At 69.5% G+C, this 18,671-nt stretch carries 20 protein-coding genes; 14 read left to right on the plus strand and 6 right to left on the minus strand.

Features of this window, described 5'->3' with window-relative positions; translation table 11 throughout:
* Positions 1-2: 2 nt before the first annotated feature.
* The 4 genes from LT965_RS10655 to LT965_RS10670 all read right to left on the minus strand — a co-directional run bounded on the left by LT965_RS10655 (position 3) and on the right by LT965_RS10670 (position 3,951).
* A complete protein-coding gene (locus tag LT965_RS10655) occupies positions 3-332 on the minus strand; it encodes a 4Fe-4S dicluster domain-containing protein (RefSeq protein ID WP_232700783.1) in 330 nt (109 codons plus the stop codon).
* Positions 333-455: 123 nt separating this feature from the next.
* A complete protein-coding gene (locus LT965_RS10660; RefSeq protein WP_232700784.1) occupies positions 456-1,046 on the minus strand; it encodes a 50S ribosomal protein L15e in 591 nt (196 codons plus the stop codon).
* 150 nt (positions 1,047-1,196) lie between these two features.
* Positions 1,197-2,195, minus strand: a complete 999-nt coding sequence (locus LT965_RS10665) for a restriction endonuclease (RefSeq protein WP_232700785.1) — start codon at positions 2,193-2,195, stop codon at positions 1,197-1,199.
* Between the two features lie 94 nt (positions 2,196-2,289).
* Positions 2,290-3,951: a DUF7282 domain-containing protein gene (locus LT965_RS10670; protein WP_232700786.1), complete on the minus strand. Its 1,662-nt coding sequence runs from the start codon at positions 3,949-3,951 to the stop codon at positions 2,290-2,292.
* 147 nt (positions 3,952-4,098) lie between these two features.
* Between LT965_RS10670 and LT965_RS10675 the strand changes: the two genes are divergently transcribed.
* Genes LT965_RS10675 through LT965_RS10710 form a run of 8 tightly spaced genes read left to right on the plus strand, consistent with a single transcriptional unit; the run spans position 4,099 to position 10,376 of the window.
* Positions 4,099-5,112: a nicotinate-nucleotide--dimethylbenzimidazole phosphoribosyltransferase gene (locus tag LT965_RS10675; protein WP_232700787.1), complete on the plus strand. Its 1,014-nt coding sequence runs from the start codon at positions 4,099-4,101 to the stop codon at positions 5,110-5,112.
* A 48-nt stretch (positions 5,113-5,160) separates the two neighbouring features.
* Complete coding sequence (locus LT965_RS10680) at positions 5,161-5,808, plus strand: cob(I)yrinic acid a,c-diamide adenosyltransferase (RefSeq protein ID WP_232700788.1); 648 nt, start codon at positions 5,161-5,163, stop codon at positions 5,806-5,808.
* Positions 5,809-5,844: 36 nt separating this feature from the next.
* On the plus strand, positions 5,845-6,483 hold the full coding sequence (locus LT965_RS10685) for an HAD family hydrolase (RefSeq protein ID WP_232700789.1): 639 nt from the start codon (positions 5,845-5,847) through the stop codon (positions 6,481-6,483).
* Complete coding sequence (gene cbiB / locus LT965_RS10690) at positions 6,480-7,379, plus strand: adenosylcobinamide-phosphate synthase CbiB (RefSeq protein WP_232703579.1); 900 nt, start codon at positions 6,480-6,482, stop codon at positions 7,377-7,379. The genes LT965_RS10685 and cbiB overlap by 4 nt, the downstream gene beginning before the upstream one ends.
* Positions 7,370-8,125 (plus strand): adenosylcobinamide-GDP ribazoletransferase, encoded by a 756-nt coding sequence (gene cobS, locus LT965_RS10695; protein ID WP_232700790.1) that lies wholly within the window; start codon positions 7,370-7,372, stop codon positions 8,123-8,125. Before cbiB ends, cobS begins: the two co-directional genes overlap by 10 nt.
* Complete coding sequence (locus tag LT965_RS10700; protein ID WP_232703580.1) at positions 8,125-8,673, plus strand: NTP transferase domain-containing protein; 549 nt, start codon at positions 8,125-8,127, stop codon at positions 8,671-8,673. The genes cobS and LT965_RS10700 overlap by 1 nt, the downstream gene beginning before the upstream one ends.
* Positions 8,663-9,673, plus strand: a complete 1,011-nt coding sequence (locus LT965_RS10705; RefSeq protein ID WP_232700791.1) for a threonine-phosphate decarboxylase — start codon at positions 8,663-8,665, stop codon at positions 9,671-9,673. Before LT965_RS10700 ends, LT965_RS10705 begins: the two co-directional genes overlap by 11 nt.
* Positions 9,666-10,376 carry an adenosylcobinamide amidohydrolase gene (locus LT965_RS10710; protein ID WP_232700792.1) on the plus strand — a complete coding sequence of 237 codons (711 nt, stop codon included), beginning with the start codon at positions 9,666-9,668 and terminating at the stop codon, positions 10,374-10,376. The genes LT965_RS10705 and LT965_RS10710 overlap by 8 nt, the downstream gene beginning before the upstream one ends.
* Positions 10,377-10,462: 86 nt before the next feature.
* Here the strand turns inward: LT965_RS10710 and LT965_RS10715 are convergent, their stop codons facing one another.
* On the minus strand, positions 10,463-11,365 hold the full coding sequence (locus LT965_RS10715) for a serine/threonine-protein kinase RIO2 (RefSeq protein WP_232700793.1): 903 nt from the start codon (positions 11,363-11,365) through the stop codon (positions 10,463-10,465).
* A gap of 375 nt (positions 11,366-11,740) precedes the next feature.
* Between LT965_RS10715 and LT965_RS10720 the strand changes: the two genes are divergently transcribed.
* From LT965_RS10720 to LT965_RS10730, 3 genes are all read left to right on the plus strand, one after another.
* A complete protein-coding gene (locus tag LT965_RS10720) occupies positions 11,741-13,096 on the plus strand; it encodes a hemolysin family protein (RefSeq protein WP_349292027.1) in 1,356 nt (451 codons plus the stop codon).
* Between the two features lie 101 nt (positions 13,097-13,197).
* Complete coding sequence (locus LT965_RS10725; protein WP_232700794.1) at positions 13,198-14,067, plus strand: universal stress protein; 870 nt, start codon at positions 13,198-13,200, stop codon at positions 14,065-14,067.
* Positions 14,068-14,170: 103 nt separating this feature from the next.
* Positions 14,171-14,968, plus strand: coding sequence for a lipoate--protein ligase family protein (locus LT965_RS10730; protein ID WP_232700795.1), 798 nt, complete (start codon positions 14,171-14,173; stop codon positions 14,966-14,968).
* Here the strand turns inward: LT965_RS10730 and LT965_RS10735 are convergent.
* Positions 14,961-15,494, minus strand: coding sequence for a redoxin domain-containing protein (locus tag LT965_RS10735; RefSeq protein ID WP_232700796.1), 534 nt, complete (start codon positions 15,492-15,494; stop codon positions 14,961-14,963). The genes LT965_RS10730 and LT965_RS10735 overlap by 8 nt on opposite strands.
* Positions 15,495-15,574: 80 nt before the next feature.
* On the opposite strand from LT965_RS10735, the gene LT965_RS10740 reads away from it, so the two are divergent.
* The 3 genes from LT965_RS10740 to LT965_RS10750 all read left to right on the plus strand — a co-directional run bounded on the left by LT965_RS10740 (position 15,575) and on the right by LT965_RS10750 (position 18,596).
* A complete protein-coding gene (locus tag LT965_RS10740; RefSeq protein ID WP_232700797.1) occupies positions 15,575-16,426 on the plus strand; it encodes a deoxyribonuclease IV in 852 nt (283 codons plus the stop codon).
* 195 nt (positions 16,427-16,621) lie between these two features.
* A complete protein-coding gene (locus LT965_RS10745; RefSeq protein ID WP_232700798.1) occupies positions 16,622-17,413 on the plus strand; it encodes a class I SAM-dependent methyltransferase in 792 nt (263 codons plus the stop codon).
* 91 nt (positions 17,414-17,504) lie between these two features.
* Complete coding sequence (locus LT965_RS10750; RefSeq protein WP_232700799.1) at positions 17,505-18,596, plus strand: aminopeptidase; 1,092 nt, start codon at positions 17,505-17,507, stop codon at positions 18,594-18,596.
* Positions 18,597-18,671: the final 75 nt, after the last annotated feature.

Below are 18,671 nucleotides of genomic sequence, written 5' to 3' on the forward strand. Positions count from 1 at the left end.
CGTCAGGTTCGCCCCGCTCGGCCGGCGTCGACGTCGATGGCGTCGACGGGGCAGACGTCGACGCAGAGCATGCAGTCGATGCACTGACTCTCGTTGGTCGGGTCGGCTTTCAACTCGGACTCGGGGTGGTCGGGGGAGTCGACCCATTCGAAGACGTCGACAGGGCAGTCCTCGACGCAGGCGCCGTCGGCGATGCAGATGTCGAAGTCCACTGCGACGTGGGTGCCGTGGATGCCGAGTTTCTCTGGTTCCTCGACGGGACCCCACACGTCGTGGCCCTCGTGGGTGTCTACCTTCTCGCGGTTCTGTTCGAAGTTCGCGTCTATAGCCATTGGTACACAGTAGCAGGCAGCCCGCATACACTTAAATCTACCAGGGAGATTCGTGATACTCCGCGAGGTCGCGGCGCTCGCGCTACGGGACGAGGAGAACTGCAGGAGAGAGACCGCCGCCCGCTACGACTTCCGGCGCTTGCCGGCGTTCGTGCTCGGGCGCACGTGCTCGGCACCCTTGCCACGGTTCTGGAGGCCGCGAGCGCGACGGCCCGCGCTCGTCTTCCCGCGGAAGACGCGGTTCTTCTGGGCGTCCTCGCAGATCCAGTTGAGGTCGTCGTCGTTCTGGATGGCGCCGTGCTCGGGGTCGAGGAGGATCACTTCGAACCACTTCTGGGAGCCGTCCTCGCCCACCCAGTAGGAGTTCAGCACGCGGAGGTTGATGAACTTCCGCGAGGCGCGCTCCTCGGCGATGCGCTGGAGGTTCTTCGCGCGGCCGATGCGGTTGACGCCCTGGCGCTTCGTCCGGCGGCCCGCCTTGAAGCGGGACTTCCGGGCGGTGCCCTTCCGGACGCTGACGCGCGCGACGACGACGCCCTGCTTGGCCTTGTAGCCGAGTTCGCGGGCCTTGTCGAGGCGCGTCGGTCGGTCGATTCGTTCGATGGCGCCCTGGTTGCGCCACTCCTGTTTGCGCTGCCACTGGAGCTCGGCGAGTTTCCCGTCGCTGGGGTCCCGCCAGGCTTCCTTGATGTGGGAGTAGAGGCTTCGTGTCATGTGTTGTCCGCGGGCGTTGCGTGGTTCAATCCCCGAGGCGCGTAGCCTCGGGGATCACATCCCGTCCCGACTGTGGTCAGGAGCCCGCTGGAGCCCGCTCGCCAGCGAGTTACCGTCCGTTCGAAGTGGCCGGGGTTAAGAACTTCGGAACTACTCGACGTCGAAGGTGAGCTCCGCGCGCTCGAACCGGACCCCCGGGCCGTCGTACGTCTCGACGAGCGTCGCCCCGTCGAAGTCCTCCGGCACGGAGAACACGACGGCCGCACTGGACGTCTCCCCGGGCGCGATCCGCGTCGGCAGTAGTTTGGCCTTGAACGCGTTGGTCGTGTTCTGGAACGTCTGGGGCGCCCGGTTCCTGCCGTCGACGTGCAACACGAAGTTCCCTGGTCGCAGCGTCGTGATCTCGTCGCCAGCCGTCGCGTTGAACTGGACGACGACGAACGTCTCGTTCGGCCGCGCGCTGTAGTTCCCGACGGTGTCCTGGACGCGGGCGTCCCACTGCACCGTCGTCACGTTCGCCGTGCCGTTGGCCGTCGCGTTCCCCGAGTTCGCCAGCGACATTGCCGTGAACGGCGGGCCGGCGTCCGCCGCGCCACCGCCGCCCCCGCCGCCGACGAACGGGACGAAGCCGAGCAGCGTCGGCCCGGCGAACACCGCCGCGAGTACGACGACGACGGCGGCCGCGATGGGGACCACCGGAACCCCGCTCGGCAACCCGCTGGGCACCGGGAACGGGAGGCTGTCGAACAGCGACCCGCCACCGCCACCCCCGCCCGTGAACTTGCCGACGAGTTCCTCGACGCCCTCGTCGCGGACGGCCGAGGCCAGTTCGTTCGGGTCCAGCAGGTGGACGTTCCCGGCGTCGGCGGCGCTGCGCGCGCCGGTCGTGAAGCGTCCGCGGGTCGCCATCACGCGCACGTCCACTCCTTTCTTGTCGCAGAACGCCGCGAAGTCCTCGACCTCCGAGGCACCGATCTCCGTCTCGGCGCTCGGCCGCACGCCGATGAGCCCGCGGCTACCACTGTCCTTGTCGCCGGCGACGAGGTACGTGCCGTCGTTGTTGGCGGTAACCGACGTGTTCCACCCCTTCTCCGCCCAGAACGCGGCGAGGAACTTGGGGAACGCCGGTTCGTCCATCTCTTCGAACATCACCACCCCCTCCGTCCCGGCCGACTGATTGTGCCCGTCATACAGACTGAATTAACACCTGTATCAGCACCCCGCCACCCCATAAACGGTCGGGTCACCGTCGCCCCGCGAGCAGTGCCGCCGCAGCCAGCGCCACGACCGCCGTGAGCGGCGATAGCGGCACGAACCCACCCGACGACCCGCTGCCGTCGCCCGCGTCGGGGTCCGGGGTCAGCGGGTCGCTCTCGTCGACGTCGAGGTTCGACGTCGTCTCGGTCCGGTTCGCCGCGGTCGTCGTCTGGTCGTCGGTCGAATCGTCGGGGTCGGGGAGCACCGTCGCGTTGTCCGCGACGGGCGCTCCGTCGAACTCGTACGGCGTGTCACTGGCGTCGAGCGAGCCGTTGCGGTTCCTGTCCGCGACGACCGTCGCCGTCACCACCGTCGCGTTCTCCAGGGAGTCGTTTAGCGGGACGCGGACCGACTCGTAGGAACCCGACGAGACGTACTCCGTAGCGCCGATGGTCGTGTTGTTCGCCGTGAGGCGGACGAACCCGCCGTGGGAGACGGTCACGTTCTGAGCGGCCACCGTGCCGTTGTCGACCTGCTGGGACTCGAAGGTCACCGTCGCCTCCGCCGTCGTCAACTCGACGGTCTGCTCGCTCAGATCCCGGTACTCGCGCACCCACAGCGGGAACGACGTCGGTGGCGTCGCCGCCGAGAAGTCGAAGTTCGCGGTGAACGTGCCGTTCTCCGAGACGTCGACGACGTTCTTCCAGAGGTAGGAGTTCGGCGTCTCCTGGAGCGCGCGGACGTCGAGGGTCGTGGTCGGCGCGACGTTCGTCTGTCCGTCCACCCGCATCGTCGCGTCGTCCCACGGGGTGAGCGTGAACGACGGCTCCGCGGTCAGCGTCATCGTGGGCTCGACCACTCTCGTCCGTCGCTCGACGAGTCGCTCGTCCTCCTCGACGAGGTTGCTGTGCTCCTCGAGTGTGAGCCGGAACTCGTAGGTGTTGTTCGAACTGCGGTGACGTTCGACCTGGTCGGTGTCCCACAGCACCAGGAACCGGTCGTGGTCCTCGACCTGGGAGACGACCCGGAGGTCGCCGCCCGAGAACTCGTCGGCGACCGTGTTCGTCTCGGGGTCGAGTTCGACAATCTCCGCGGTCAGCTCGTCCGCGAGGCTCCCGTCGTCCTCGACTGCCCACCCCAGTCCACTCTCGTTGACGACGAACGCCGCGTAGTCGCCGTGGGCGACGTTCTCTCGCAGCGAGACGCGGCCGTGGACGTCGCCCGCGCTCGCCTCCTCGAAGTCGACGTCCGCGGGGAGGACGCCCGACGTCCCGACGGTCTCGCCGCGGGGCGTCACCTCGAGGTTGCCGACAGCCTGCGTGACGCCGTCGATGGTGACCTCCAGCTGGTACTTGCCGGGTTCGATGGCGTCCTCGAGCGGCCGCGACACCAGGGTCGCGCCGTTCACCGAGAGGAAGTCGTCGGGGTTGCTCGACGTGGTGCGGTACGTGTCGAACTCGACGGTGTCGGTGCCCGACCCGCCCAGGGGGACGACGACCTCGAAGCCGTCGGTCTCACCGCCGATGGTGAGGTTGGCCGCCGCGGAGTGGCTGACCTTGATCGACGCGGTCTCCCCGCGCTCGACCGTGACGTAGCCCTCACCGAACGACGCAGACTCGTCGGTCGCCGTGGCCGTCGTGGGGACGACGGCGACTCCGGACGCGACGACGAGCAGCGCGACGACGACGGCGGTGGCGGTACGTGTCATGTGGCGTCGGTTCGTTCACCAATCGTTTCCCACGTGACTGTATAAATAGTCGTGGGTCCGTCGCGTCGCGCGAAACGAACCGGGGGTACGTCGCCACTCGCGGGCGAACCGTACGGCTAATCCGGGGGTCACTCGTAGCCGCTCACGATGGAAGCGACGCCGCAGACGCTGTTCGTCCTCGTCGCCGGGTCGACCCGGACGGCGAGCATCGACGGCATCAGCGCCGCCGGAGCCGACCCGGCGCTGATGGCGCACACGCCGAGCGCGGACGCCGAGATCCTGACCTACGGCCGGCCGGTCCGCGCGCCGGTCGTTCCCGTCAGCCCCACGGGCTGCCCGACGCCGGCGGTCGTCACGCGTGCCGTCCGCGAACGCGTCGGCTTCGACGTCGTGGTCGTGGACGGCGGGCTCTCGGAACCGGTCGGCGCGCCGACCGTGGACGCGGGTGCGTCGCCCGGACGCGACGTCCGGAGTGAGGTGGCCGTCCCCGACGCCGAGGACGCGTTCTCGAGCGCTCGACGGCTTGGGCGGGACCTGCCAGCCGACCGCCTCGTCGTCGCCGAGACGATACCGGGCGGCACGACGACGGCGATGGGCGTGCTCGCCGCGCTGGGCGAGCGCCGCGCGGTCTCCTCCTCGCTGCCGGAGAACCCGGTGGCACAGAAGCGAGCGGTCGTCGAAGACGGGTTGGCAGCGAGCGGCCTCGCGGCTGGCGACCTCGCCGGCTGCCCGGTCGAGGCAGTCCGCCAGATGGGCGACCCCGTCCTCGGCGTGGTCGCGGGCATAGCGGCGGGCGCACTCGACGCCGGGACGGAGACGCTCCTCGCGGGCGGGACGCAGCTGGCCGCCGCCGGCGCACTGGTCCGTCACAGCGGCCGCGACGCCCCGCTCGCGCTGGCCACGACGTCGTTCGTCGCCGCCGACGACTCCGCCGCCGTGCGCGGAATCGCCGCGGACAACGACCTCGACGTCACGGTCACCGACCCCGGCTTCGAGGCGCGCGCCGACCACCCCGCGATGGCCGCCTACCTCGCCGGGGAAGCCAAGGAGGGCGTCGGGATGGGTGGCGCGCTCGCGTTGGCGGCGGAGGCCGGCGCCGACGGTGACGCGGTCCGTGAGTCTGTCGTCGACGTCTACGACCGCGTGACCGCTGCGGAGTGACGCAGTCGGACCGGAGGGTTCGATAGCCTCGCCGACGGAGGTCGACCCATGAGCGACGACGCCGACCCCGCGATCGGTCCACAGCCCATCGAAGCCGCCGTGCCCGAGGCGTTCGGACTAGTGCAGGTGTGGTGGGGCGACGGGAAGGGGAAGACGACGGCCGCGATGGGGATGGGGCTCCGGGCGGCCGGCCACGGCTACCGCGTCCACATGCTCCAGTTCATGAAGGGCGGCACCGCGAGCGTCGAGGATGTCCGCGGCGAGTACAACGCCATCGCGGCGCTCCCGGGGTTCACCTACGAGAACTCCGGGCACTACGGCTGGCACGGCTTCCTCGACGAATCCGCCGACGAGGAACACGAGGCACGCGCGAGGGGCGGCCTCGCCCGCGCCCGCGAACTCCTCGACGCGTCCCGCGACGTGGACGGCCCTCTCCCCCTCGAGGGTCCCGCAGACGACGGCGTCCACCTGCTCGTCCTCGACGAGATCCTGTACGCCGCGAACCGCGACCTCGTCGACCCCGCGGACGTCGTCGACCTCGCCGAGCGCAAGCCCCCGAACCTCGAACTCGTGCTCACGGGCGGCCACGAGGAACCCGCCTACCTCCTCGACAGCGCGGACCTCGTGACCGAGGTGCGGAAACAGAAACACCCCATCGAGGCGGGGCAGGGCGCGCGGAAGGGCACGGAGTTCTGAGCGGGGCGACCGAGTAGTTCAAGTTCACTTGCAGTAATGCAACGGACAGTGACGACATCGTTCGACCTGTTCGGGACGCTCGTGTCGGCCGACCGGCCGGCCGACCCGGCGACGGCGGTCGCGGACGCCCTCCGCGAGCGCGACGTCAGCGTCCCCGCGGACTGGGCGACCGCCTACCGCGAGCCACAGACAGACGTGCCGGCGGGCGCCGAGCGCTCGCTCGCTTCACACGTCGCCGCCGTCCTCGACAGCCGGGGAGTCGACGCTCCCGGTTCAGTGGTCGAAGCAGCGACGCTGGCCGCCTTCGACCGCCCCGTCGCGGTCCGTGACGGCGCGCGCGACGCCGTCGACGCGGCCAGCAGTACCGGCCCCGTCGCCGTCCTCTCGAACTGTAGCGTGCCGGGACTCGTCGAGCGGACGCTCGACCGGACGGACCTCGCCGACAAGCTGGACGCCGTCGTGACGAGCGTGGACTGTGGCTGGCGGAAGCCCGACCCGCGGGCGTTCGAAGCCGTCGCGGACGCACTCGGCGTTCCGACGGGCGAACTCGTCCACGTCGGCGACGACCGGGAAGCGGACGGCGGCGTCGAAGCGGTCGGCGGTCGTGCGCTCCTGCTCGACGACGTCGACCTGACCGAGATAGCCGACCGACTGGAGGCGGGAGCGTGGGACTGACGGCCGCCGCGGCTATCGCGCTCGCGGTCGTCCTCGACGCCGCCGTCGGCGAGCCGCCGACGCGCGTCCACCCGGTCGCCTGGTTCGGCAACCTGGTCGCGCCGTTCGACCGCGAGTGGGCTCACCCGCTGGTCGTCGGCGCTAGTGTCGCGTTCCTCCTCCCGCTCGTGGCGGCAGTGGCGGTCGGCGGACTGGTCGCGCTCGCGGGCAGCGTTGCCCCCGAACTCGCCGCCGGGGTCGCCGGTCTCGCACTGTTCGTGTCGTCGAGCCGCCGGATGCTACTGGGGGAGGCGCGCGCCGTCGTCGGGCAGACGGAGACGGACCTCGACGCCGCCCGAGAGCGCCTGCGGTCGCTCGCCGGCCGCGACGCCGCCGAGCTCTCCCCGGGGCAAGTGCGGAGCGCGGCGGTCGAGAGCGCCGCGGAGAATCTCGCCGACGGCCTGATCGCGCCGCTGCTCGCGTTCGCTCTCGGTGCGCTCGTCTCGCTCTCCGTGGCCGCCGCCGCAGCGACGTGGGTGAAGGGCGTGAACACGCTCGACTCGATGCTGGGCTACCGCGAGAAGCGCGTCGGCACTCCCAGCGCCCGTCTCGACGACGCCGTGATGTGGCTGCCCGCGCGCCTGAGCGCACTGCTGCTCGCAGCGAGTGCACTCGACCCGGCGGCCGTCCGCTGCGCTCGCTCGCACGCCGACGCCCCGCCGTCCCCCAACTCCGGGTGGCCGATGGCGACGCTCGCGGCCGTGCTCGGCGTCCACCTACAGAAGCCCGGCGTCTACGACCTCCCGCTCGGAGACGCGTTCCCGACCGTCGAGGAGAGCCGGCGAGGCGTCCGCGTCGTCGGAACTGCGGGCCTGCTCGCGACCGTGCTCGCGGCGGGGGTGGTCGCGTGGTCCTGACCGCCCTCCGGGGCGCGCTCGGCTTCCTGACTCGTCTCCCGGTCGGCCACGGAGGGGAGTCGTGGCAGGCGTTCCGGGGGTCGCCGTGGGCGTTCCCACTCGCGGGCTACGCCGTCGGCGCGCTCCTCGCCGTCCCACTCCTCGCCCTGCGGACTCCGGCACCCGGCACGACGGTGGCCTTCGCCTACGTCGCGTGGGTCGTCGCCGTCACCGGCATCAACCACCTCGACGGCGTCGCGGACGTCGGTGACGCCGCCGTCGTCCACGGCGACAGAGCGGACCGCCACGCAGTGCTGAAGGACTCGGCGGTCGGCGTCGGCGCCGCCGCCGCCATCGCGCTCGTGTTCCTCGGACTCGCGTTCGGCGCACTCGGCGTCGTCTCGTTCCCCCTCGAAATCGCCCTCGCTGTCGTCGTCGCCGCGGAGGTCGGTGCGAAACTCGGGATGGCCGCGGTCGCCTGTCTCGGAACGGCCACCCACGAGGGGCTGGGCTCGCAGTTCACCGAGCGCGCGAGCGAGGCCGACCTCCTCCCCGCCGCCGTCGTCGCGGTCCCCGCCGTCGCGCTCTCGTGGCCGTCGCCGGTCGCCAGTGGGGCGCTCGCCGGCGCCGTCGCGGTGAGTCTGCTCGCGCTCTGGTGGGTCCGCCGCCTCCTCGGGGGCGTGAGCGGGGACGCGTTCGGCCTCGTCAACGAGGTCGGTCGCGTCGCCGGCCTCCACGCGGGGGTGATCGTGTGGACGCTCTCCTGATGTGCGGCGGGCGGGGCACCCGCCTCGACGCCGGCGTCGAGAAGCCGCTGTTCGACGTCGGCGGCCGGCCGATGGTCGACCGGGTGCGCGACGCGCTCGACGCGAGCCGCGTCGACACCACCTACGCTGTCGTCTCCCCGCACGCGCCCGCGACCCGGGACCACGTCGCCGCCGACCTGCCGGTCGTCGAGACGCCCGGCGAGGGCTACGTCGCGGACCTCTCCAGCGCGCTCGAACGCGTCGAGACGCCGGTGCTCACCGTCGCAGCGGACCTCCCGCTGCTGGAGGGCGACGTGGTGGACGCGGTTCTGGACCACGCCGACGGGTCGACGAGCGTCCGCGTCCCCCGGGCGCTGAAGGAGGCCCTCGGCGCGAGTTGTAACGGCGACGCCGCGTGGGTACCGACCGGGCTAAACGTCGTCGGCGACGACGAGGACAGCGTGTACCGGAGCTACGACGCTCGCCTCGCGGTCAACGTGAACCGGCGTGCGGACGCCGAACTCGCCGAGCGACTGCTCGCCGCGTGGGAGGTGAGCGATGGACCCTGACTCGGTCCGGGACGCAGACCGGGTCCCCCACGGTGGCAGCGACGACCCGGACGTCCTGGACTTCAGCGCGAACGTCAACCCCCGCGTTCCGGACGGCGTGCGCGAGGTGTACGACGCGGCGCTCGACGACGCGACGCGTTACCCGAACGACGCCTACCCGGACTACCGCGCGGCCGCAGCAGAGTACGTCGACTGTGCCCCCGAGCAGGTGGTGCCGACCCCGGGCGGTCTCGCTGGCATCCGCCTCGCAGTCGGGACGCGCGTCGGACCCGGCGACAGCGTCCTCCTCCCCTACCCGAGTTTCGGGGAGTACGCCCGCGAGGTCCAACTCCAGGGCGCCGACCCGGTGTTCGTCCCGCACGACGAACTGCTCGACGCCGACCCCTGGGACCACGCGGTGGCCGTCGTCTGCAACCCGAACAACCCGACCGGCGACGCCTGCGACCCCGGCGCCCTCCGCGAATTCGCCGCGCGCTGCCGGGACGCCGACACGGAACTGCTCGCGGACGAGGCGTTCCTCGGATTCACCGACCACCCCTCGATCGCTGGCACCGAGGGCGTCGTCGTCGCGCGCTCGCTCACCAAACTGTTCGGCCTCCCGGGCCTCCGCGCGGGGTTCCTCGTCGCCACCGGCGACCGACTGGGCGACCTCCAGACCGCGAGACGAGCGTGGAACCTCGGCACGCCCGCCGCCGCGGTCGGCGCGCACTCGATGACTGACGACTCGTTCGTCGAATCGACCCGCGAGCGCGTCGCCAGCGAACGAGCACGCATGCGTGAGGCTCTCGACGAGCGATTCGACGTCCACGAATCGGACGCGCCGTTCCTCCTGCTCGACGTCGGCGACCGGGACGTCGCCGAACTCGTCGACGCGGCCCGCGAGCGCGGCGTCGCCGTTCGCGACGCGACGACGTTCCGGGGGCTGGACGCTCACGTCCGCGTCGCGGTCCGCACGCCCGCGGAGAACGACGAGTTGCTGGCGGTGTTAGGGGATGTTTGAGACCGTCGTCGCGGACGACGTCCTCCGCCTCCGGCGACCCGCGACGCGCTGGCTCTCGACGGGGTGGGATGGCGGCTTCGTCGAGGCGGACGCCGCGTACAACGTTACTGTCCCCGAGGGCTGGCACTGTGAGGACATCGGTGCGTACGTCGCGGAGCGCCTCGCCGCGGCGGGATTCGACGACGAAGCCACGGGACCAGTGTTGCTGACTGGCGTCGCCCAGCGACACGCCCGCGGCGCGGCCTGTGGACCGGTCACGGCAGTCGTGACGGCGGGACTCTCGAACCCCGCGTCGCTCCCGCTGGACCCCGCCGGTGGGGAGTTGCCGGCCGACACCGAACCCGGTGCTGGGACGGTCAACGTCTTCGTCGGTACGGACCGCGCGCTCGACGACGCCGCACTCGCCAACCTCGTCTCCGTGGCCACGGAGGCGAAGACGGCGACGCTGCTCGGCGAGATGGGGTTCACCGGCACCACGACGGACGCCGTCGTCGCCGCCTGCGACCCGGCGGGCGAGCCGGCGCCGTTCTCCGGAAGCGCCACCCGAGTCGGTGCGGCGGCACGAGCAGCGGTGCGGGAGGCGGTCTCCGCGAGCGTCGAGTCGCGGTACGCCGAGGAAGGGGTGGCCGACTCGGTCGCCGACGCGGAACACGGCGTGCGCACGGACGTGCGAGCGGACGTCTTCGTGCCTGGAGAGCGGTAGCTTGCCGTCGCGCCGACTACGGTGGAGACGAGTGGGACGGCGGTATGAACCAGATACGGGTTTAGCGAATCCGTTCAGGAACGGGTTCAGTAATCCTCGACTGAACGGAACTCGTCGGCGGCGATCGCGTCTCTGACCGCCTCGAGGTCCGCCTCCGGCACGTCGCTGGGGTACTTCCGCTGGAAGTAGCCGACGATGTTCTCGACGTCGCGGTCGAGCAGTTCGCGGGCGTTCTCGTGGTCGGTCGGCGTCGCCTGCGGCCAGTCGAACAGCACGATGCCGTCCTCGCTCACGAAGACGTTGTACTCGCTGACGTCCGCGTGCACGTAGCCTGCGCCGTAGGCGGCCGCGACCTCCCGGAGGATCAGGTCGAGGACGCCGCTCGCCTGCGCGGGGTCGAGTTTCGCCTTCGACAGCTCCGTCCCCGTCATCTTCTCCATCACGATGGCGTGGCGGTTCTGGTCGACCGGTCGCGGGACGTTGACGTCCGGGTACAGCGTCTCCAGGGCGTCGTACTCTCGTTCTGCGGCTTTCCGCGCGGTGTACTGCCAGGAGACGTGTTCCTTTTCGCTGGTGTAGTCCCGGCCGCGGTGGACCTCCCGGAACTGGGTGTACCCCTCGCGGTGGAACTTCAGGGCCATCGGGCGGTAGGACTGCACCTCGTAGACGTCGCTCTCCTTGCCGACGCCGAGTGGGGCGCCGAACCCGTCGACGGTCTCCCGTTCGGCGAACGTGTGCAACGCGAGCGCGTCGTAGCCCGCGAACGTCAACTGGACGCCCTCGTACTGGATGGTCTTCCGCTCGAGGAACTCCAGGTCGAGCATCCGGTCGAGGCGGTAGTCGACCTCTTCGGCGGTGAGACGGGAGAACTCCGGGAGCTTCTCCCGGTTCACCCACCGCGAGAACCGCATGCCGTGTTCGACGCCCGAGAGGAGGTGGAAGTCCTCGGGGTCCAGGTCCGCCATCTCGGCGGCGACGTTCCGAACCATTCGTCGGCGAGTAGTCGCGGCCCGGGTATAAGCCCCGCGGAGCCGAACCCTGTTCCGGAACACGCGACCCGATATAAATAACTCCGCTATCGCAGAGAATCGACTTCCTCGGGCGTTCTCTCAAGCCATGGATTTCGGCGGCGTTTCGGCAATAAACTCCATTCCACGATATAGAAATTTTGGTGGGCGCCGATTTCGCCACTCCAACCGAAGACGCTCTACTGGGCTGACAGCGTCTGTCCGGCCCGCTACGGCGAACTCGTCGACGAGAAGGCGCTCTGCTCGGATCACTGACGAACGACCCTCTGGCCGCCACAGTGGGTCCGTAGCCGGGTGCACAAGCGTTAATTCCCTGGTACAGTAAGATTCGAGTTGATGGGGTTATCCGTACCTACAGCCGCCGCTGAGGCCTGTATCGCCCTGTTCACCCTGCCAGTTGTCGGCGTCGAACTGGGCCAGATGGAGGTCACCGCGCTCGGTGTCCTCCTGATCCTGCTACTCCTCGTCGGGTCGGGATTCTTCTCGTCCTCAGAGATCGCGCTGTTCTCCCTGCCGACCCATCAGGTCGACGCGATGGTCGAGGAGGGCAAGCGTGGTGCGCGGGCGGTCAAGTCCCTCAAAGAGGACCCCCACCGGTTGCTCGTGACCATCCTCGTGGGGAACAACATGGTCAACATCACGATGTCCTCTGTCTCGACGACCCTCGTTGGCTTGTACTTCGACGCGGGCACGGCAGTAGTCGTCTCGTCGCTCGGTATCACGTCGATGGTCCTGATCTTCGGGGAGAGCGCACCCAAGTCCTACGCCGTCGAGCACACGGAACTGCACGCGCGGCGGGTCGCCCGGGGGCTGAAGGTCGTCGAGAAAGTGCTGTGGCCGCTCATCACCCTGTTCTACTACCTGACGACAATCGTGAACAAGGTCACCGGCGGCAGTGCGTCCATCGAGTCTACGTACGTCACTCGCGACGAGATCCGGAACATGATCAAGACCGGCGAGCGCGAGGGCGTCCTTGACGAGGAGGAGCGGCAGATGCTCCAGCGAACGCTCCGCTTCACCGACGCCACCGCCAAGGAGGTGATGACCCCCCGCCTCGACGTGATGGCCGTCTCCACGGACGCGACCGTCGAGGAAGCCATCCGGAACTGCATCCAGTCGGGGCACGCCCGCCTGCCGGCCTACGAGGGCTCGCTGGACAACGTGACCGGTATCTTCGACATCCGCGACCTGGAGGACTCCGACTACGACGCCTTCTCCGACCTCGAGGTCGGGGACGTGGTCACGCCGACGCTCCACGTCCCGGAGTCGAAGAACGTCGACGAACTCCTCTCGGAGATGCGCGAGAACCGGATGCACATGGTCATCGTCATCGACGAGTTCGGCGCCACCGAGGGCCTCATCACGATGGAGGACCTCCTCGAGGAGATCGTCGGCGAGATCCTCGTGGGCGACGAGGAAGACCCCATGGAGTTGGTCGACGACGACACGATTCTGGTGGACGGCTCGGTCAACATCGAGGAGGTGAACGAGGCCCTCGACATCGTGCTGCCGGAGGGCGAGGAGTTCGAGACCATCTCGGGGTTCATCTTCAACCGCGCCGGCCGCCTCGTCGAGGAGGGCGAGGCGTTCGAATACGAGAACGTGACGCTGCGCGCCGAACAGGTGGAGAACACCCGCATTAAGAAAGTCCGTGTGACCGTCGACCGCGACAGCGTCGACCCGGTCGAGTAGGTGTCGCCGGACGGCGAGCGCGAATTCGATGGGAGTCCTGCTCTCTGGACGGTGGTGAAAACCATTAGGGGTCCGCCTTGCGTACCCAACCGCATCGAGGCATGTACGAGAACATTCTCCTCCCGTACGACGGAAGCGAGGGCGCCGCCGCGGTGCTCCACCACGCCGCCGAGATCGCCCACTGGGCGGACGCGACCATCCAGGTGCTCTACGTCGCCGACACGACCCGCGACAGCGTCACCGTCGTCGAGGGCCACACCGTCGACGTCCTCGAACAGGAGGGCGAGGACACCCTCGAGGAGGCCGCGAAGACCCTCGACACACTCGGGGTGTCCTACGACACCGACGTCGTCCAGGGGAATCCGGCCCCGACCATCGTCGAGTACGCCGAGCGATACGACCAGGACTTGGTCGTGATGCCGACGCACGGCCGGGAGGGGGTCTCCCGGTACCTCATCGGGAGCGTCTCGGAGAAGGTCGTCCGCCTTTCCTCGGTCCCCGTGCTCACCGTCCGCATGAAGCCCGACGAGACGCTGGAGTTCCCCTACGAGAACATCCTCGTTCCGACCGACGGGAGCACCGCTGCGACGCACGCGGCCGGCCATCTCGTCGACCTCGCGGCGGCGCTCGACGCGACCGTCCACGTCCTCTCCGTCGTGGACGACGCGACACTCGGGCTGGACGTCCGGTCGGCGAGTGCTGGGAAGGAGAGCGAACAGGCCGCGACCGACGCCGTGGAGACCGTCGTCTCGGAGGCCGAAGCGCGAGGAGTGACCGACACTGTCCGCCACGTCGAACACGGAGACCCCGTCGCAACGATCCTCGACTGCATCGAGTCCAACGACATTCACGCCGTCGGGATGGCGACGACTGGGCGCCGTGGCACGGACCGGATCCTGCTCGGGAGCGTCGCCGAGAAGACTGTGCGCTCCGCACCGGTCCCAGTCTTGACCGTCGCGGAGCCGGAGTGAACCCCGTCGGGGCGCGGTTCATCGCTGCTGCGTCCGGACTCCGGCGGGTTCGACGGCGACAGCTAGACGAACTGCTTTTGGCGCTCCCAGCGAACTCCCTGCTATGACGATGGCCGGCGAGTGGCGGCTGATCCGCGAGGAGGCACGCGACGGGCCGATGCAGATGGCCCTCGAGGAGGTCGCCGCGGAGACGGCGGCCGACGGTGGGCCCCGCACCGTGCGCGCCTACCAGTGGTCGCCCTCGACGCTGTCGATGGGCTACCGCCAGGAAGCCGAGTCGGTGGACTGGGGCTTCTGCGAGCGCGAGGGGATCGGTGTCACCCGCCGCCAGACCGGGGGCGGCGGCATCTACCACGACGAGTTCGGCGACATCTCCTACAGCATCGTCGCGCCCGCCGCGGAGCTGCCGGGCGACCTGATGGACTGCTACGAGGTGCTCTGCGAGCCGATCCTGGACGCGTTCCACGAGATGGGTGTCGAAGCCGATTTCGTCCCCGAGAAACACCCCGTGCTCCACGAGCCCGCCTGCTACCTGCGCGCGCTCCACCCGGCCCACGACATGGTCGCGAGCGGCCGCAAGATAGCCGGGAACGCCCAGTACCGCACCCGCGACGCGGTCATCCAGCACGGCTCGCTGTCGTACGCGCTGGCGCCGGAGCGCCACCTCGGGGTGTTCGCGGCGCCGGGCGTCGACGAGGCGGGGTTCCGGGAGCGCGTGACGAGCATCCGCGAGGAGGCGGGAATCGACAGAGAGGAGGCGGTCGCCGCGGTCGAAGACGCGCTCGCGACGTGGTGTGACGCCAGCGAGGGGGCGTGGACCGAGGCGGAACTCGGGGCGGCTCGCGAGCTGGCCGACGAGAAGTACGCGACCGAGGAGTGGACCCGCGAGCGGATCAGCTGAAACCGAAGGACTCCGGCTCGTCGCCGGAGAGCTCCTCGACGGCGGCTCGAATCTCGTCGAGTGGCGGCTGGTCGCGGGTCGGGTCGAGGGGGTGTTCGCCGACCCAGCGGTACTGCACGACGCCGTCGGAGTCTACGAGGAACACCGACCGCTTCGAGCGCGGGAACACGCGGAACGCCCGGTAGGTCACGCCGAACGCGTCCGACAGCTCGAGGTCGCGGTCGGAGTACAGCGGGAACTCGAGGTCGAGGTAGTCGATGAACCGGTGGTGCGTGCTCTCCCTCGACTTGCTGGCGCCGACGACGCGGAGGGCGTCGTTCGACGCGAACCAGCCATAGTCGCGGAACGAACACCACTCGTTCACGCAGTCCGGGCTGAAGTCGTTCGTGTAGAAGACCACGAGCAGTGGGCGGTCGTCGTACAGGTCGCCCAGCGGCGTCACCTCGACGTCCCCGTCCACGGCAACCAGCGGCACCTCGACCTCCGGCACGCGCTCCCCCTCGGCCAACGCTCCGTCTTCACTCATGGCCGATTCAGGGGACTGGGAGTCAAAAGGTGTTGTGCCGCGTTCGAAGCCTCTTTGACGGTCCGGGCGAACGGCAGCGTATGCGAGTAGGTGCACACGTCTCTATCGCGGGCGGCGTCGACAACGCCGTCGACAACGAACTGGACGTCGGAGGCAACTGCGGACAGATCTTCACGCACTCCCCCCAGGTGTGGCAGGACCCGAACGTCGGCGACGACGAGGCCGAAGCGTTCCGCGACGGCACCGCGGCGAACCTCGACGGGCCGTGGGTCATCCACTCCTCGTACCTCGTGAACCTCTGCACGCCGAAGGACGACCTGCGTGAGAAGTCCGTCGACAGCATGCAGAAGGAGGTCGACGCGGCCGCGAAACTCGACATCGACTACGTGAACGTCCACCTCGGCGCCCACACCGGCGCCGGCGTCGAGCAGGGTCTGGACAACGCCGTGAGCGCACTCGACGAACTCGACGTCCCGGACGGCGTCACCGTGCTCGTCGAGAGCGACGCCGGATCGGGGACGAAACTCGGCGGCGACTTCGAGCACCTCGCGTACGTCCTCGAGGAGTCCGCCCAGGACCTCGAGATCTGTCTGGACACCGCCCACGCGTTCGCCGCGGGCTACGACCTCTCGACGCCCGCCGGGGTCGAGGAGACGTTCGCGGAACTGGACGAGACGGTCGGCGTCGAGAACCTCGCCTGCGTCCACCTCAACGACTCGAAACACGAGTGTGGCACCAACAAGGACGAGCACGCCCACATCGGCGAGGGCCTCATCGGCGAGGACGGCATGTCCGCGTTCGTCAACCACGACGTCGTCGTGGACAACGACGTCCCGCTCGTCCTCGAGACGCCCAACGAGGACGGCAAGGGGTTCGCGTGGAACATCGACCGCGTGCGGGACCTCCGCGAGAGCAGTCTCGCCGAGACCTGAACAGGGTCGTCCTTCCGTCGGTCAAACAGCCGTTTCACTCTCGAACGGAACTAAGTCGGTGTGCGCGCTACTACCACCTGCGCCCGCCGCGCCATCCCCCTGCCCCCCAACTGCCTGAACCCGACACCATGGGGCGCGAGGCGGGCCAGTTGCCGAACCCGTCAGCTTTTGCCCCTCCCCCGTTTTCCTCCGTCCGTGCGCCGCTTCAGCGCCGACTACCTCGAGGAGACCCGTCGCGGCATGTGGAGCGAGCGCGACGCGCTCGACGCGCTACAGCTCCCCTCCCGCGAACGCGTCCTCGACGTCGGCTGTGGGACCGGTGAACTCGCTGCCGTGTTCGCCGAGGAGTCCGACGCCGAGGTGCTCGCACTCGACGCCGACCGTACACTGCTCTCCCACGTCGAGGCGGACGGCCGACTCCTCGGTGACGCCACGCAGCTCCCGCTCCACGGGGACACCTGCGACCTCGTCGCCTGCCAGGCCTTGCTCATCAACCTCCCGGACCCGCTCGCCGCCGTCGAGGAGTTCGCCCGCGTCTCGACGGACCTCGTCGCCGCCGTCGAACCGGACAACGCCGCGGTCAGCGTCGACTCGACGGTCGCGGCCGAGTCCGCGCTGACCCGACGCGCCCGGGAGGCGTACGCGGCCGGCGTCCCCACGGACGTGAGCCTCGGCGCCGACGCCGCCGACATCTTCGAGCGCGCCGGTCTCGCGGACGTGACGACGACGCGGTACGACCACGTGCGCGCCGTCGAACCGCCGTACAGCGAGGACGACCTGGAGGCGGCGGCGCGGAAGGCGACCGGCGAGCGACTCGCCGAGCAGCGACCGACGCTCGCGGCGGGCGGGATGGGCGACGACGCGTACGACGAACTGCGCGCGGAGTGGCGGGAGATGGGGCGCGCGGTCGTCGACCAGATGCGCGAGGACGCCTACGAGCGCGAGGAGCGCGTCCCCTTCTTCGTCACGGTCGGTCGCGTCCCCTGAGCGCGCTCTCACCCCGCCGCGGACGTGACACCGAGTGAACAGAACGACGGTTCTGGGAACCCTTTTCGGACCACTCTGTGTCGTCGGGAGCATGGACCCCCGTATCGAGGACCACGCGGAACTGCTAGTCGACCACTGTACTGACGTCCAGCGAGGCGACATGGTGGCGGTGATGGCGCCGCCGGCGGCCGCCGACCTCGAGGTCGCCATCTACGAGGCGCTCGGCGAGCGCGGTGCGATGCCCATCGGCCTCAGCCTGCCGAGACGAGCGATGCGCGCGTACGCCGCCGCCATCGACGCCGACGACGTCCAGATGATGGACCACGCGCTGGCGTTCGTCGAGGAGACGGACGTGATGATCGGTATCCGGGGAGCGGCGAACGTCTCGGAGATGAACGGCCTCGACCCGGAGGAGATGCAGGCGTTCGCGAAGGTCCAGAAGCCGATCCAGGACGCCCAGATGCAGTGCCGGTGGGTCGGCACCCAGTTCCCGGCGCCGGGGAACGCACAGAAGGCCGAGATGAACACCGACGACTACCGGGACTTCGTCTGGAACGCGGTGAACAAGGACTGGGACGAACAGCGGGAGTTCCAGGCCCAGATGGTGGAGATCCTCGACGACGCCGAGGAGGTACGCATCGTCTCCGGGGAGGAGACGGACCTCACGATGAGTGTCGCCGGGAACCCCACGAAGAACGACGACGCGGAGCACAACCTCCCGGGCGGCGAGGTGTTCACGGCGCCCGTCCCGGACAGCGTCGAGGGGACCGTCTGCTTCGACAAGCCCGTGATGGGGATGGGCCGCGAAATTCGGAACGCCTCCCTCGAGTTCGAGGGCGGCGAGGTCGTCCACCACGACGCCGAGCAGAATGCCGACGTGCTGGCCGGTATCGTCGGGACCGACGAGGGAGCCAAGCGCCTCGGCGAGCTGGGCATCGGGATGAACCGGGACATCGACCGCTTCACGTACAACATGCTGTTCGACGAGAAGATGGGTGACACCGTCCACCTCGCCATCGGTCGCGCGTACGCCGAGACGGTCGGCGAGGGGAACGAGCAGAACGAGTCTGCAGTCCACAAGGACATGATCGTGGACATGAGCGAGGACTCGTTCATCGAGGTTGACGGCGAGGTCGTCCAGCGCGACGGCACGTTCGTGTTCGAGGACGGGTTCGAGGGGTAGCACGGTTCGGAGCGAGCGAGAACCGCGGGAACGCCGACCCACTCTCGTCAGATCGGGAACAGAAAGGCCGTTCGG

The organism is Halobacterium wangiae (genome assembly GCF_021249345.1).
GTDB lineage: Archaea > Halobacteriota > Halobacteria > Halobacteriales > Halobacteriaceae > Halobacterium > Halobacterium wangiae.

Coding starts and splice junctions, on each gene's coding strand:
- LT965_RS10720 (WP_349292027.1), top strand. CDS start 11,741: ATGGGGTTATCCGTACCTACAGCCGCCGCTGAGGCCTGTATCGCCCTG.
- LT965_RS10710 (WP_232700792.1), top strand. CDS start 9,666: ATGTTTGAGACCGTCGTCGCGGACGACGTCCTCCGCCTCCGGCGACCC.
- LT965_RS10735 (WP_232700796.1), bottom strand. CDS start 15,494: ATGAGTGAAGACGGAGCGTTGGCCGAGGGGGAGCGCGTGCCGGAGGTC.
- LT965_RS10670 (WP_232700786.1), bottom strand. CDS start 3,951: ATGACACGTACCGCCACCGCCGTCGTCGTCGCGCTGCTCGTCGTCGCG.
- LT965_RS10665 (WP_232700785.1), bottom strand. CDS start 2,195: ATGTTCGAAGAGATGGACGAACCGGCGTTCCCCAAGTTCCTCGCCGCG.
- LT965_RS10730 (WP_232700795.1), top strand. CDS start 14,171: ATGACGATGGCCGGCGAGTGGCGGCTGATCCGCGAGGAGGCACGCGAC.
- LT965_RS10725 (WP_232700794.1), top strand. CDS start 13,198: ATGTACGAGAACATTCTCCTCCCGTACGACGGAAGCGAGGGCGCCGCC.
- LT965_RS10680 (WP_232700788.1), top strand. CDS start 5,161: ATGAGCGACGACGCCGACCCCGCGATCGGTCCACAGCCCATCGAAGCC.
- LT965_RS10685 (WP_232700789.1), top strand. CDS start 5,845: ATGCAACGGACAGTGACGACATCGTTCGACCTGTTCGGGACGCTCGTG.
- LT965_RS10750 (WP_232700799.1), top strand. CDS start 17,505: ATGGACCCCCGTATCGAGGACCACGCGGAACTGCTAGTCGACCACTGT.
- LT965_RS10740 (WP_232700797.1), top strand. CDS start 15,575: ATGCGAGTAGGTGCACACGTCTCTATCGCGGGCGGCGTCGACAACGCC.
- LT965_RS10700 (WP_232703580.1), top strand. CDS start 8,125: ATGTGCGGCGGGCGGGGCACCCGCCTCGACGCCGGCGTCGAGAAGCCG.
- LT965_RS10655 (WP_232700783.1), bottom strand. CDS start 332: ATGGCTATAGACGCGAACTTCGAACAGAACCGCGAGAAGGTAGACACC.
- LT965_RS10660 (WP_232700784.1), bottom strand. CDS start 1,046: ATGACACGAAGCCTCTACTCCCACATCAAGGAAGCCTGGCGGGACCCC.
- LT965_RS10715 (WP_232700793.1), bottom strand. CDS start 11,365: ATGGTTCGGAACGTCGCCGCCGAGATGGCGGACCTGGACCCCGAGGAC.
- LT965_RS10705 (WP_232700791.1), top strand. CDS start 8,663: ATGGACCCTGACTCGGTCCGGGACGCAGACCGGGTCCCCCACGGTGGC.
- LT965_RS10675 (WP_232700787.1), top strand. CDS start 4,099: ATGGAAGCGACGCCGCAGACGCTGTTCGTCCTCGTCGCCGGGTCGACC.